This window comes from Celeribacter sp. SCSIO 80788 (genome assembly GCF_051054295.1).
Taxonomy (GTDB): Bacteria; Pseudomonadota; Alphaproteobacteria; order Rhodobacterales; family Rhodobacteraceae; genus Celeribacter.
The window spans coordinates 1908547-1922522 of record NZ_CP150482.1 but is presented as its reverse complement, the minus strand read 5'-3'; the positions used below and the strand labels follow the sequence as shown (position 1 = coordinate 1922522).

Here is a 13976-nt window from a genome sequence, read left to right as displayed (position 1 = left end):
TTACTATTGATCTGAGTCAATTCCGTAAGCATACTTATTATTGACCTGCATCACTGAGTTAAGGCATTGGGGAGGACAATGCGCCGCAGGGGCGGGAGGAGAGGAGGCACATGGCTCTCGAAATTCACAACATGGCGGGTCATCTGATTCGCCGCCTGAACCAGATTTCCATGTCGGTTTTCACCGAGCGGATGAAGGCGCATGGCCAGACCATGACCTCGGTGCAATTCGCCGCCCTGAACGCGATCCGCGCCCATCCCGGCATTGAGCAGGCGCGACTGGCCGAATTGATCGCCTACGATCGCGCCACCATCGGCGGCGTGCTCGACCGTCTTGAGAGCAAGGGGCTGATCCTGCGCTCGGTCTGTGAAAAAGATCGCCGTGCGCGGCTCGTGTCGCTGACCGAAACGGGGCAGGCGCTGCTCGACGATCTGATTCCCGTGGTGCGGCAGTTTCAGGATGAAATCCTCTCCGGTCTCACGCCTGAAGAGCGCGGGGACTTCCTGCGCCTCGCCGCGAAAGCCGCAGAGGGCGGCAATCACCTGTCGCGTGCGCCGCTGATTCTCGACAAGAAATCCTGAGCTGCGCCGCCGCAACGCAGCGCCCCGGAGTATCGAGCCCGTGCCTTTTGGCGCGGGCTTTTTGTTTTCCGGGGAATTCCTGCGTGCCCAATGATCTGACATGCATGCTGCATCCGCGAGATAGGTCATCCATTTAATTGTTCATTGACATAACAATTATCCTTCTGCATTGTCCTCTCAAACGGGAGGAACATTCATGAAGATCGAAGGGCTTGTCGCAGTCGTCACCGGCGCGGGCAGCGGCCTCGGTTTCGCGACGGCGAAACGTCTGGCGGAGCAGGGGGCACGGGTTGCCGTACTCGACCTGTCGGGCGCATCCGCAGCGCGCGCCGCAGGTGAAATCGGCGGCCAGGGCTATGCCGTAGACGTTAGCGATCCGGCGGCGGTCGAGGCCACATTCGCACAGATCGAACAGGACATGGGCACGCCCCGTATCGTCGTCTCCTGTGCCGGGATCGGTACGGCGGCGCGCATCCTGCCGCGCGACGGCTCGCTCACCATTGACACATTCGCCAAGGCGCTGAACGTCAATCTTCTTGGCACTTATGCGGTGATGAACATCGCAGCAAAGGCCATGGCCAAAGCCGATCCGGTGGACGAAGACGGCGCGCGCGGCGTGATCGTCAACACCTCGTCGGTGGCCTTCGAAGACGGCCAGATCGGGCAGGCGGCCTATTCCGCCTCGAAAGGCGGCGTGGCCTCGATGACCTTGCCCGCCGCGCGCGAGTTGGCGCGGTTTGGCATCCGCGTGATGGCGATTGCGCCGGGCCTGTTCGAAACCGCGATGAGCGCAGGCCTGCCGGACGACATCCGCGCCGAGATTCTCCAGAACGTGCCCTATCCCTCGCGGATGGGCGACCCGGATGAATACGCCCGCCTCGTGCAGGCCATCGTGGAAAACCCGATGCTGAACGGGACCATCATCCGCCTCGACGCCGCTGCGCGTATGCCGATCAAATAAGAGACCAAAGACAATGACCAGCGAGATCCTCAAAATCGAGATCGAAGGGCCGATTGCCACCCTGACCATGAACCGCCCCGGCAAGCGCAACGCCATGTGCGATGAGTTGCTCGACGCCATCGACGGCTTTTTCTCCGCGCCCCCGGAAGGCGTGCGCGTGGTGATCCTGACCGGCACCGAGGGGCATTATTGCTCCGGCCTCGATCTCTCCGAACATGTCGCCCGCAATGCCGAGGGCACCATGCGCCATTCGCGCAACTGGCATTCCGTGATGGAGAAAATCCAGTTCGGCGGCCTGCCGGTGATCTCCGCCATGTTCGGTGCCGTCATCGGCGGCGGGCTTGAGATGGCCGCCGCGACCCATGTGCGGATCGCCGAGCCTTCGACGATTTTCCAACTGCCCGAAGGCATGCGTGGCATCTTTGTCGGCGGCGGCGCGACGGTGCGCGTCGGACGTATCCTTGGGGCGGACCGGATGTGTGAGATGATGCTTACCGGGCGGAAATACAATTCCGACGAAGGACTGGCGCTTGGCCTGACGCATTATGCGGTGGGCGAGGGCGAGGCGCTGGCACTGGCGCAAAAGCTTGCCGCCAAGATCGCCAAGAACGCCACCCTGTCGAATTACATGATGATTCAGGCGATCAGCCGGATCGAGGATATGGCCAAGGCCGACGGTCTGTTCATGGAAAGCATGTGCGCCGCCGTGTCGCAAACCAGCGAAGATGCCGAAGAGGGGCTCAAGGCCTTCTTGGAAAAGCGCGTCCCGGTCTTCCGTTAACCGGCTTTCCGGTAACGCATGTGCGTGGCGGTGAGGAGGCCGCCCGCACCAACAAAAACAAGACCCGTAACACGGGCGCATGTCATGATTTGGGAGGATTACACATGACGACGATGACACGCCGCACGGCACTGGCCACCATGGGCGCGGCTCTCGCGACCCCGGCATTCCTGAAACAAGCCCACGCCGCCGAGGTGACGCTGCGCGTCGCCCACTTCCTGCCGGGCGTTGCGCCCATGCAGACCCGGTTCTTCGATGTCTGGGCCAAGGAAATCTCCGACGCCTCGAATGGTGCGATCGAATTTCAGATGTTCCCCTCGATGCAGCTTGGCGGCAAACCGCCCCAGCTCGCCGATCAGGCGCGCCAAGGCATTGCCGACATCTCCTGGACCCTGCCGGTCTATACGCCCGATCGCTTCCCGGTGGCGGAAACCTTCGCGCTGCCGTTCATGGTGACGAATGCCGAAAAGACCTCCGTCGCGATGGATCAGCTCATGCAGGAGTTCGGCCAGAATGAATACAAGGGGCTGAAACCCTTGGCCTTCCACACCCATGACGGCGGCAAATTCCACACCCGTGGTCAGAAAATCAACACGGTCGAGGATCTCAAGGGCCTCAAACTCCGCGCGCCCAATCAGGCGACCGGCGAGATGCTGACGCTGATGGGCGCGGAAACCGTGTTCTTCCCGGTGACCGAGATGGTTGTGGGCCTGTCCAACGGCGTGATCGACGGCTGCTGCCTGCCCTATGAGGTGGTGCCGGCGTTCAAGTTGCAGGAATTGACCTCCGTGACCAACGAACCCGAAGCGGGCGGGCGCGGCGTCTATTGCAACACCTTCGCCCTCGTCATGAACGAGCGCAAATATGAGGGCCTGTCCGACGATCTGCGCAAGGTGATCGACGATCATTCCGGGCCCGATCTGTCCCGTCGTCTCGGCGCGCAGTTCGACGAGTTCGAAGCTTTTGGCAAATCGGTCGTCGAAAAACAAGGCAACGAGATCCACACCATCCCGGCGGCGGAAATCGAGAAATGGCGCGAGATGGCCCAGCCGATCTACGACACCTGGATCGAAAAGCTGAACAAAGCGGGTCACGACGGTGCGGCCATCGTGGCGCGCGCCAACGAACTTCTCGACGCGCAGGGCTGAGCCATGGCCGAGCGGCTTCATAACGACGACGAGCAGGGGGAGCACACCCCCCTGTTTCTTCTCCTCCGCGCGGTCTGCCTGACCTCTGCGGGGATCGGGGGCGCGGTGATTTTCGCCGCCTCCCTGACCGTCACCCTCTCGGTCGTGATGCGCAACCTCGGGTTTGGCGGCATTCGCGGCGATTTCGAGCTGGTGGAACTGGCCTGCGCCGCCTGTGCCTCGCTGTTCCTGCCGCTCTGCCAATTCAACAAGGGCCATGTCATGGTCGATCTCTTCACCCTCTGGCTGAAACCCATCACCCAACGCCGCTTCGATGGCGTCTGGACCCTGATCTTTGCCGCCTGCTGGGCATTCGTCACATGGCGTCTCACCCTCGGTATGGCGGAGATGCACGATTATGGCGACCGCACGATGCTTTTGCGCGCGCCCGTCTGGATGGTCTACCTGCCCGCGATCTTCGGCATGGGCCTCTCCGCCGTGGTCGCCTTGCTGCAATCCCTGCCGATGATGAGCGGCGCGTTTCGCGCGCTGGAGGTGCGCTGATGGAGCCTTTGACGATTGCCATTATCATGGTCGTGGCCCTTCTGGCGCTGATCTTCGCGCGGATGCCGATTGCGCTGGGCATGGGGCTTGTGGGGGCGGTGGGCTATGTCACGCTGGCCTCGCCCTGGGCCTTGATGGCCTATTTCAATACGGCCTGGGTCGACAAATTCATGTCCTATGAACTGGCCATCGTGCCTTTGTTCATCCTCATGGGCCATCTCGCCACCCGCTCCGGCATTTCGGCTGCGATCTTCGCCGCGTCGAACGCCTGGATCGGCCATTTGCGCGGCGGTCTCGCCATGGCCTCCGTGGCGGGCTGTGCGATGTTCGGGTCCATTTCCGGCTCGTCTCTGGCGACCGCTTCCACCATGGCCCGCGTGGCGCTGCCGGAGATGCGCAAGCATGGCTATTCCGGTGCGCTGGCCTCCGGTTCTCTCGCGGCGGGCGGCACGCTCGGCATCCTGATCCCGCCCTCCGTGGTGCTGATCATCTACGCGCTTCTGACCGAGCAGAACATCGTTAAGCTGTTCCTTGCCGCGACCATTCCCGGCATTCTGGCGGTCATCGGCTTCTGCATCGCCATCGCGGTCTATGTCCGGCTCTTCCCGAACGAAGGGCCGACCCACGAACCCGCGAGCTTTGCGCAACGCATGAAGGCACTCAAAGACATCTGGCATGTCGTCGCGATCTTCGTCGTCGTGCTGGGCGGCATCTACGGCGGGTTCTTTACCCCGGCAGAAGGTGCCTCCGTCGGGGTGGTCCTGATGCTGGTGACCGGGCTTTTGACCAAGGGGCTCAACGCCCGCGCCATTCTCGATTGCCTGATCGACACGGCGGGTTCGACCGCGATGATCTTTGCCATCGTCTTCGGTGCGGACATTTTCAACGTCGCTTTGGCCCTGTCGCAAATGCCCGCCGATGTCGCCGCCTATTTCGGGCAGGCGGATGTGGCCCCGATCGTGATCCTGATGGGCATCATCCTGTTCTATCTGATCATGGGCTGCGTCATGGACAGCCTCTCGATGATCCTTTTGACCGTCCCGGTGTTCTTCCCCACCATCATGGCGCTCGATTTCGGCCTGATGCCGGAACAACAGGCCATGTGGTTCGGCATCATCTCTCTGGTGGTGGTCGAGGTCGGGCTGATCACGCCGCCCGTGGGCATGAACCTCTTCGTCATCTCCTCGATGGCCAAGGACATCCCGACGGCGCAAATCTTTCGCGGCACCACGCCCTTCATCGTGGCGGAGGCCTTCCGGATCGTCATTCTGGTGAGCTTCCCGGCGCTGAGTTATTGGCTGGTGGATCTGGTGGCGAACTGAGGACAGACACATGAGCAAAATCGACAAGGACACGGCCATTACGGATCAGAACCTGCGCCAATTCGTCGGCTACACGATGAAACGCGCCTTTCTGACCGTGCGCGAAGATCTGGGGCAGGTGCTGGAGCCTCTGGGCCTTCGGATGACCTCGTTTTCCGCCTTGGCGATCATTCATGAGAACCCCGACATCTCCCAGAGCCGCCTCGCCGAGGCGCTTTATATCGAACGCTCCGGCGTGGTGGTTCTGGTGGACGAACTGGAAAGCGCCGATCTGATCGAGCGCGGTCGGGTCGAAGGCGACCGGCGGCAATACGCTCTGCGCACCACGGAGGCGGGCGAGGCGAAATGGCAAGAGGCGGAGCGCGCCGTGCACGCCCATGAGGACGCATTGTTTCGGGACCTGACAGAGGCGGAGCGCAAGACCCTGCGCGCACTTCTGCGGCGGGTCCGGCGAAGATAACGGCCGCCCGCGCGGAGGAGCGCGGCAGGCCACAGGACAAGGGCCGCAAAGGCCAAGGGAGGAACGCATGAAAGATACGATCACGGGGCTGACGATTGCGCCCCATTCGGTTCGGATGGAGCGGCGCGCGGAGGATTTCATCCTGACGTCCAACATCCCGCTCGATCCGGTGGTCGACCACACGGGCGTGTGGTTGGAGAAATGGGCCGCCGAGCGCCCCGATGCCGTTTTCCTCGCCGAACGCTCCGGGGCGGGCTGGCGCGAGCTGGGCTATGCTGAGGTGCTCGCACAGGTCAAAGCCATCGCCGCGTCTCTCGCTGCGCGCGGACTGAACGAGTCGACGCCGATCCTGATCATGTCCGGCAATTCCGTCGATCACGCGCTGATGTCCTTCGCCGCGCAATGGGCGGGCGTGCCGACCGTGCCTCTGGCCGAACAATATTCCCTGATCGAGGAAGCGCATTTCCGCCTGCAATACGCGATAGGCAAGACGAAGCCCAAAATGGCCTTCGTCGACGATGCCGCACGCTATGCCAAGGCGCTTGCCCTTCCCGATCTCGACGGGATCGAAATCGTGGCCTCTCTCCCGGAGGGCGCGCCACGCCCGGTCACCCCCCTGTCCGAGCTTCTCAAGGGGGATGCGGGCGTGGACCTGTCTGCCGTGCACGCATCGGTCGGCCCGGATACGCTGGCGAAAATCCTTTTCACCTCCGGCTCTTCGTCCGATCCGAAAGGCGTGATGACCACCCAGCGCATGATGTGTGCCAATCAGGCGCAAATGGCCTCCGTCCTGCCCTTCACCAAAGAACGCCCGCCGCGCATCGTCGACTGGCTGCCCTGGAACCACGTGTTCGGCGGCTCGCACAACGTCAACATGATGCTCCTGCATGGCGGGTCTTTCTACATCGACAACGGCAAGCCGACGAAGGCGCTGTTCCAGCACACGATCGACAACATCACCGACAAGCCGGGCAATTTCGCCTTCAACGTGCCGGTGGGTTTCTCGATGCTGGTGCATGAGATGGAACACAACATGGCCCTGCGCGAGGCCTATTTCAAAGACCTCGACATGTTGTTCTATGCCGGTGCGTCTCTGCCGCAAGACATCTGGACCCGGCTCGAAGAGATGGCGATGGAAGTGCGCGGGCGTCTGCCCCTGATGATCTCGTCTTGGGGCCTCACCGAAACCGCGCCCGCCAATGTCATGGTCCACGAACATATCGGCCGCTCCGGTGTGATCGGTGTGCCGATCCCCGGCGTTCAGGTCAAACTCATCCCCGACGCCGACATGCGTTGCGAGATCCGCGTCAAAGGCCCGAATGTCATGCCCGGCTATCTCAACGATGCGGAGAAAACCTCCGAGGCGTTCGATGAAGAGGGCTTCTTCATCACCGGCGATGCGGTGAAATTCCTCGATGCCGATGATCCTGATCGGGGCCTCGTCTTCGACGGCCGCGTGTCGGAGGATTTCAAACTGCTGACCGGCACATGGGTGCAGGCGGGCAAGCTGCGTCTCGATGCTCTGGAGGCCCTGCGCGGTCTCGTGCTCGATGTCGTCGTCTGCGGTCACGACCGGGGCGAGATCGGCCTTTTCGTCTTCCCGCGCCCGGATCACGTCCATGGCGACAACTGTTCCGAGGGGGCGGTGATCGACGAGCATCTTCAGGCCGAGATTCACCACGTCTTGCGCAAAATGGCCCGTGCCGCCTCCGGCTCCGCCAAGCGCATCGCCCGTGCCATCATTCTGGCCGAGCCGCCCTCGGTCAAAGACGGGGAGATCACCGACAAGGGCTCGATCAACACCCGCAAGGTCATCACCCGCCGCGCCGATCTTTTGGAACGTCTCTACGACAACGAAGATCCGGCCCTCATCCGCGTGTAAGGAATTGAAATATGGTAGATTTCTCAAAAGTCAGAGCGATTGATTTTCACACCCATGCCGAGGAGGCCTGTGGCTGTCACCACGATGACGGCTATGACGATCTGCAATCCGCGATGGCGAAATATTTCGGCGCGCCCTGGTCGCACCCGCCGACCATCGACGAAACCGCCGCGCATTACCGCGAAAAGAACATCGCCGCCGTGATCTTCCCGGTCGATGCCGAACGCGAAACCGGCTATCGCCGCTACAACAACTATGAGGTCGCCGAGGCCTGCGCCAAACATTCGGACATCCTCATTCCCTTCGCCTCCATCGACCCGGCCAAGGGCAAATTGGGCGCGCGCGAGGCGCGCGATCTGGTCGAGAACCACGGCATTCAGGGCTTTAAATTCCACCCGACGATGCAGGGATTCTATCCGAACGACCGCTCGGCCTATGTGCTCTACGAGGCCATCGCCGAGGCCGGCAAGCCCGCTCTGTTTCACACCGGCCAGACCGGCGTCGGATCGGGGATGAAGGGCGGCAACGGCATGCGGCTCAAATATTCGAATCCGATGTATATGGACGATCTCGCCGTCGACTTCCCCGACATGCCGATCATCCTCGCTCACCCCTCCTTCCCGTGGCAGGAAGAGGCTTTGTCGGTCGCGACCCACAAGCCCAATGTCTATATCGACCTCTCCGGCTGGTCGCCGAAATACTTCCCGCCGATCCTCGTGCGCTATGCCAACACCATGCTGAAGCATAAGATGCTCTTCGGTTCCGACTGGCCGATGATCGCACCGGAGAAATGGCTGGATGCGTTTGACAAGGCCGACTTCCGCGACGAGGTCCGCCCGTTGATCCTCAAGGAAAACGCCATGCGGCTTTTGGGGGTCTCCGAATGACCCCGTTCAAGGCGCCTCTGGACGACATTCTCTTCTGCCTGCGCCATGTGGCCGGGGCCGACCGCATTCCCGAGTGGGACGATGAGCTGGCCGAGGGCATCCTTGAGCATTTCGCCTCCTTCGCCGAGGGCGTTCTTGCCCCCATCGACGAGCAGGGCGATGCGCAGGGCTGTTCCCTGAAAGACGGTCGTGTCACCATGCCCGATGGCTTCAAAGACGCCTTCGATCAGCTTGCCGAGGGCGGCTGGCAAGGTCTCACCGCCCCTGAGGATTTCGGCGGAATGGGGCAAAACGCGCTTCTGGCCGCGGGCGTGTCGGAGATGTTCTCCGGTGCGAACCATTCCCTGCAAATGGTCTGCAACCTTGTGCCGGGGGCCGTCTCGACGCTGATGAAATTCGGCTCTGACGATCAAAAACAGTATTGGATTCCGCGTCTTGCGGCGGGTGTTACGCTCTCCACCATGTGCCTGACCGAACCGGGCGCGGGGTCCGATCTCTCTCGTATCCGCACCAAAGCCACGCCTTCGGGCGACAGCTGGCGGATCGAGGGGGAGAAAATTTTCATCTCCGGCGGCGATCAGGACATGTCCGAAGATGTGCTCCATCTCGTGCTCGCCCGCACCGGCGGCGAAGGGGTCAAAGGGCTGTCGCTGTTCCTCTGTCCCTCCGATCTCGATGGCGCGCGCAATGCGGTCACGGTCACCCGGATCGAGGAAAAGCTGGGTCTGCATGCCTCTCCCACCTGTCAGCTTGCCTTTGACGGGGCGGAGGCCGAATTGATCGGCGCAGAGGGCGCGGGGTTGATGGCGATGTTCACCATGATGAACCACGCCCGGCTCGACGTGTCGCTGCAAGGTGTCGCCCATGCCACACGCGCCCATCACATCGCCTCGGTCTACGCCGCCGAGCGCAAACAGGGCCGTAAGCCCGACGGGGAGGAGGCGGTTCTCGCTGATCACCCGGATGTGCAGCGCATGTTGGACGAACAGAAATCCCTCGCACTTGGCGCGCGTGCCATGACCTATCTCACCATGGCCGAACTGACCCTCGGTCAGAATCGCGATCTGGTGGATTTTCTCGTGCCGGTTTGCAAAAGCTTTTGCACCGATGCGGGCATTCGCGCCGCCGATCTCGGCATTCAGGTGCTGGGCGGTTATGGCTACCTCACGGAATATCGCGTGTCCCAGACCTGGCGCGATGCCCGCATCACCTCGATCTATGAGGGCGCGAATGGCATCCATGCCCTGATGACGGCCACGCGCGGTCTGCGTGTGGGGGAGGGCGCCGCGCATTTCGCGACCCTCATCGAAGCGCTGGCCTCCGGGGATGCCGACTGCCTTGCGCTTCTCGCCGATTGGCAGGGAGCGCGCGCAAGCATGTCCGAGGATGCCGTCGAGAAATCCCATGATTTCATGGGTTTGACCTGCGAGCTTCTGTTCCGCTCCGTCTGGAGCAAACTCGCCGCCACGGGGGATGCGGAGATGATCCGCCTCGCCAAACGCGTGGCGCGCCGCCCTCTGCCGGTGCGCCTGCCGCTTGCGGCTTAAATTTCTCCCGCGACCCGGGCGCGATATTCGGTGGGGGTCTCCCCCATGCGCGCCCGGAAGCGGCGGGAGAAATACGGCGGGTCCGTGTAACCCAGCCGATACCCCACTTCCGCCACCGGCAGACGTGTAAAGGCGAGGTGGCGGCAGGCCTCCGTCATCACCGCTGTTTCCAGATATTGCGTGAGCGTCGCGCCCGTATCCTTGCGCACGATCCGGTTTAAGTGACCGGCGGTCATATGCAGCGCGCGAGCATAATCCGCCGCACTCCAGCCCTCCGTCAGATGGACCGAGATCAACGCATCGAGGCGTTGCATCTGACGGGTCTGATCCTGCTCCGGCCTGTCCGTTTCCGCACTGTCTTCGGCCAATGTGGTCAGGAGTGCATGGGAAAGGGCAACGAGTCTCTGTGCGCGAAATGTGCCAGACCTGTCATGAAAAAGTGCAATCTGCGAGAGCAGGGCGGTTGCCAGTTCCGACAGCGTCCCGTGGTGCGCGCCATTGAGCCAGGACGTCAAGGCCTGTGACTTTGGCCCAAGCCTCTGCACCACCGGGGAGGGCAGGGACAGCACGATCCCCTCCGTGCCTTTCTCGAAGGCAAACCCATGCACGATCTTGGGCGGTACATAGAGAAATTCACCATTCTTCAAGGTGCTTTCCGCCCCGTCCAGAGTGACCCGGGCAAAGCCTCGCTCAATATGGAACACCTGTGCCATCTGGTGATGCCGATGTGGCGAGATTTTCCAGCCGTGTAGCCGCGCGCGGTCGAACACCCGTTCGCAATGGATCACGTCGGGAAAGGCGCTGGTTTCGCCGAACAGGTTGAAAGCGGGGATGGGGCTGATCTCACTCATGCCGGAAAAATACCATTCATTGCCGGGCGGGTCCATTCTGGTTTTGCTTTGGTGGCGATACTGTCGTTTCAAAATGGAGGAGACGCACATGTCCACATTGACCACCCAAGTCGCCATCATCGGCGGCGGCCCATCCGGCCTGCTTTTGTCCCAGCTTTTGAATAAGGCGGGCATCGACACCGTTGTTCTCGAACGCTCCTCCCGCGAGCATGTTCTGGCCCGCATTCGTGCCGGCATTCTCGAATGGGGCACCGTTGAGCTTCTTCGCGAGGCCGGTGTCGGTGCCCGGATGGACAAGGAAGGCATCCCGCATGACGGGTGCTACATGACCGACGAGGAGTTGATGGTGCATATCGACTTCAAGGAACTGACCGGCAAGCAGGTCATGGTTTACGGCCAGACCGAGGTGACGACGGACCTCTACAACGCGCAGGATGCCATGGGCACGACGGTGCTGCATGAGGTGTCCGATGTGGAAATGCACGATCTGGATCAGGCGAAATCCTATGTCGATTTCACTCATGAGGGTGTGCGCAAGCGCCTCGAATGTCTCTATGTCGCGGGTTGCGACGGTTTCCACGGCGTGTCGCGCAAGACCATTCCGGAAGCGAAACGCAAGGAATTCGAGCGCGTCTATCCCTTTGGTTGGCTTGGCATTTTGTCCGAAACCCCGCCGGTGAACGACGAGCTGATCTATTCGAATTCCCGCCACGGTTTCGCGCTGGCCTCGATGCGCAACGAAAATCTCGTGCGCTATTATGTGCAGGTGCCGCTGTCGGACAAGGTCGAGGATTGGTCGGATCAGCGCTTCTGGGACGAGTTCTCCCGCCGCATTCCGTCTGAGGCGGCAAGCCGTCTGATCACCGGGCCGTCCATCGAAAAATCCATCGCGCCGCTCAGGTCCTTCGTGTCGGAACCGCTGCGTTGGGGCAATCTCTTCCTCGTGGGCGACAGCGCCCATATCGTGCCGCCGACCGGGGCGAAGGGTCTGAACCTCGCCGCCTCCGACGTGTACTATCTCTACACGGCGCTGATCGACGCAGTGAAGGGCAAGACCACTGGTATCGACGAATATTCCACCCGTGCGCTGGCGCGGATCTGGAAGGCGATGCGCTTCAGTTGGCAAATGACCACCATGCTGCACCGGTTCGATGGCGAAGACGCCTTTGCCGAGCAGATGCGCAAGGCGACGCTGAATCATTTGGCGGCCTCGGAGACCGCACGTCGCGATCTGGCCGAGAATTACATCGGCCTGCCGTTCTGAGAAAACCGGTCCGGCGGATTACGCCGGATCGCCCAATCTTTGAATGTTTTGAACGAGTTCGATGGCCATGGAGAGCGAGCGCCCTGTGGCCATCAGCATCTGCGGCAGGACCATCCACTCAAGGCTCCACGCCGCCCCCGAACGCTCCTGTTCATGCACCACCGCATGATGCATCGCACTCACCTGTGTGGCGTTGAACCGGGCGAGGGTAACCAAAAGCTCGGCGGACACCGGATTTTGTTTATGCGGCATTGCGGACGATCCGCCTGCGCCGGAAATCGACACACATTCAATGCCTTGCTGCGCCATAAGCGCAATATCCTGCCCGATTTTCCCCAAAGATCCGGTCACCAGAGACAGGAAGGAGGCATAGCCCGCAATCCCGTGGCGCATGGTTTGCCATGTCTTGTCGGTCGGGGCGAGGTCGAGCGTTTTTGCCACCTCAGAGACAACAAAATCGGCCTTGTCGCCAAGCGCTTTGCGGTCGCCGGAGGCTCCGCCAATTTGCACTTTTTCAACATCCACGCGTTTCTGGTCGAGCGTCTTGAGATGATCCGAAATCGGCAGGCGCCACGCCAGAACACGATCTCGAACGGTCATCTCGGTCGCCGCCTGCATCCGGGTGCGCCCCATCAGCGGCGCATCTCCAAACCGGTCTTCGACCGCTTTCAAATGGGTTTCCAACTCCATCAACCGCCCGGCAATCAGGAAAGACGCGTCTCGCAGGGCAAGGACCAGTGCCGTATCCACCACATCCTGCGAGGTCGCGCCTTTGTGCAGGGCCTCGGACGGGGCAATCGCCTTCAATTGTTTCACCAGACGCGGGATCGGCACGCCGTCCTGTCCCATCCCGGCGGCAATATCGGCCAGATCAATCTGCGCGGTTTCAATCGCCAGAGCCGCTTTTTCGGCCTTCGCCGCATCGAACAGCCCCGCCTTGCCACAGGCCCGCGACCATGCCGCCTCAAACGCCAGCATATGCGTCATCTGGCGCTCGGGCGCGAGGATCGCTGCCATCTCCGGATCGCCGAAAAGACCGGACAGCCACGGGTGGTCGAAAACGGAAAGGCTCATCGGATTTGTCCTTATCAATAGCCAAAGGGGCGGTGTCTGCCGCCCCTTATAGTTGATTTTGTGCAAGTCTTACAGATCGAGAAACACGGTCTCGTCCTGCCCCTGAAGGCGGATGTCAAAGCGGTATTTGCCGTCTCCGGTCTTCTTCGCGATCAGAGTGTTGACGCGCGGACGCTGCTCGATGCGCTTCAAAAGCGGATCGTCATCGTTGTTCTCGTCCTCGAAATAAATCCGGGTGTTGAGACCGATGTTGATGCCACGGGCCACGACCCAAAGCGAGATATGCGGTGCGCTCTCGACGCCACCACGGCCTTTGTAAGCACCGGGTTTCACGGTCCGAAGCGTAAACTCGCCCGTCACCGCATCGGCGGCAAAACGACAATGTCCGGTAAAGGCCGGATCGGCCCCGTCCGCGCCGGGGAACACGCCGCCCACGTCGCATTGCCAGCTCTCGATCAAAGCATCGCGCAGCGCCCAGCCGGTGCCGTCGAACACCGAGCCGACGATCTCGATGATCTCGCCCTTGGCTTTGCTCTCATCGACGAAAGGCGTCGTGCCGATCTCTTCCTCGTAATAACCGCCATTGCCCGCATAGGTCGGCATCAAGCCGATATGGACGTAGGGGCCCGCCGTCTGGGACGCGGTTTCTTGCAAAACATCAAGTTTCTGGGTCAT

General features: G+C 61.6%; 14 protein-coding genes. 11 read left to right on the top strand and 3 right to left on the bottom strand.

What is annotated here, in order from left to right:
* Nucleotides 1-110: 110 nt before the first annotated feature.
* From V1471_RS09690 to V1471_RS09645, 10 genes are all read left to right on the top strand, one after another.
* The gene (locus V1471_RS09690) at nt 111-581 is read left to right on the top strand and encodes a MarR family winged helix-turn-helix transcriptional regulator (protein ID WP_434288363.1); all 471 of its coding nucleotides are present in this window, start codon (nt 111-113) and stop codon (nt 579-581) included.
* Between the two features lie 196 nt (nt 582-777).
* Nucleotides 778-1542: an SDR family NAD(P)-dependent oxidoreductase gene (locus tag V1471_RS09685; RefSeq protein ID WP_434288362.1), complete on the top strand. Its 765-nt coding sequence runs from the start codon at nt 778-780 to the stop codon at nt 1540-1542.
* A gap of 13 nt (nt 1543-1555) precedes the next feature.
* Nucleotides 1556-2323 (top strand): crotonase/enoyl-CoA hydratase family protein, encoded by a 768-nt coding sequence (locus tag V1471_RS09680; RefSeq protein ID WP_434288361.1) that lies wholly within the window; start codon nt 1556-1558, stop codon nt 2321-2323.
* A 104-nt stretch (nt 2324-2427) separates the two neighbouring features.
* Entirely contained in the window at nt 2428-3471 is a 1044-nt protein-coding gene (locus tag V1471_RS09675; RefSeq protein WP_434288360.1) for a TRAP transporter substrate-binding protein, read from the top strand.
* A gap of 3 nt (nt 3472-3474) precedes the next feature.
* The gene (locus V1471_RS09670; protein WP_434288359.1) at nt 3475-4014 is read left to right on the top strand and encodes a TRAP transporter small permease; all 540 of its coding nucleotides are present in this window, start codon (nt 3475-3477) and stop codon (nt 4012-4014) included.
* The gene (locus V1471_RS09665) at nt 4014-5336 is read left to right on the top strand and encodes a TRAP transporter large permease (RefSeq protein WP_434288358.1); all 1323 of its coding nucleotides are present in this window, start codon (nt 4014-4016) and stop codon (nt 5334-5336) included. The genes V1471_RS09670 and V1471_RS09665 overlap by 1 nt, the downstream gene beginning before the upstream one ends.
* Before the next feature lie 10 nt (nt 5337-5346).
* Nucleotides 5347-5796, top strand: a complete 450-nt coding sequence (locus V1471_RS09660; protein WP_434288356.1) for a MarR family winged helix-turn-helix transcriptional regulator — start codon at nt 5347-5349, stop codon at nt 5794-5796.
* Between the two features lie 67 nt (nt 5797-5863).
* Nucleotides 5864-7678, top strand: coding sequence for a feruloyl-CoA synthase (locus tag V1471_RS09655; RefSeq protein ID WP_434288354.1), 1815 nt, complete (start codon nt 5864-5866; stop codon nt 7676-7678).
* 11 nt (nt 7679-7689) lie between these two features.
* The gene (locus tag V1471_RS09650) at nt 7690-8565 is read left to right on the top strand and encodes an amidohydrolase family protein (RefSeq protein WP_434288353.1); all 876 of its coding nucleotides are present in this window, start codon (nt 7690-7692) and stop codon (nt 8563-8565) included.
* Nucleotides 8562-10112 carry an acyl-CoA dehydrogenase family protein gene (locus V1471_RS09645; protein ID WP_434288352.1) on the top strand — a complete coding sequence of 517 codons (1551 nt, stop codon included), beginning with the start codon at nt 8562-8564 and terminating at the stop codon, nt 10110-10112. Before V1471_RS09650 ends, V1471_RS09645 begins: the two co-directional genes overlap by 4 nt.
* Here V1471_RS09645 and V1471_RS09640 read toward each other — a convergent pair.
* Nucleotides 10109-10999, bottom strand: coding sequence for a helix-turn-helix domain-containing protein (locus V1471_RS09640; protein WP_434288351.1), 891 nt, complete (start codon nt 10997-10999; stop codon nt 10109-10111). The two genes, V1471_RS09645 and V1471_RS09640, sit on opposite strands and share 4 nt — an antisense overlap.
* 52 nt (nt 11000-11051) lie before the next feature.
* Here V1471_RS09640 and pobA point away from each other — a divergent pair, with 52 nt between their 5' ends.
* Nucleotides 11052-12227, top strand: a complete 1176-nt coding sequence (gene pobA, locus V1471_RS09635) for a 4-hydroxybenzoate 3-monooxygenase (RefSeq protein ID WP_434288350.1) — start codon at nt 11052-11054, stop codon at nt 12225-12227.
* Nucleotides 12228-12245: 18 nt separating this feature from the next.
* Here the strand turns inward: pobA and V1471_RS09630 are convergent, their stop codons facing one another.
* Both V1471_RS09630 and pcaG read right to left on the bottom strand, forming a co-directional pair.
* Nucleotides 12246-13301, bottom strand: a complete 1056-nt coding sequence (locus tag V1471_RS09630) for a 3-carboxy-cis,cis-muconate cycloisomerase (RefSeq protein WP_434288348.1) — start codon at nt 13299-13301, stop codon at nt 12246-12248.
* 69 nt (nt 13302-13370) lie between these two features.
* A complete protein-coding gene (gene pcaG, locus V1471_RS09625; protein ID WP_434288346.1) occupies nt 13371-13976 on the bottom strand; it encodes a protocatechuate 3,4-dioxygenase subunit alpha in 606 nt (201 codons plus the stop codon).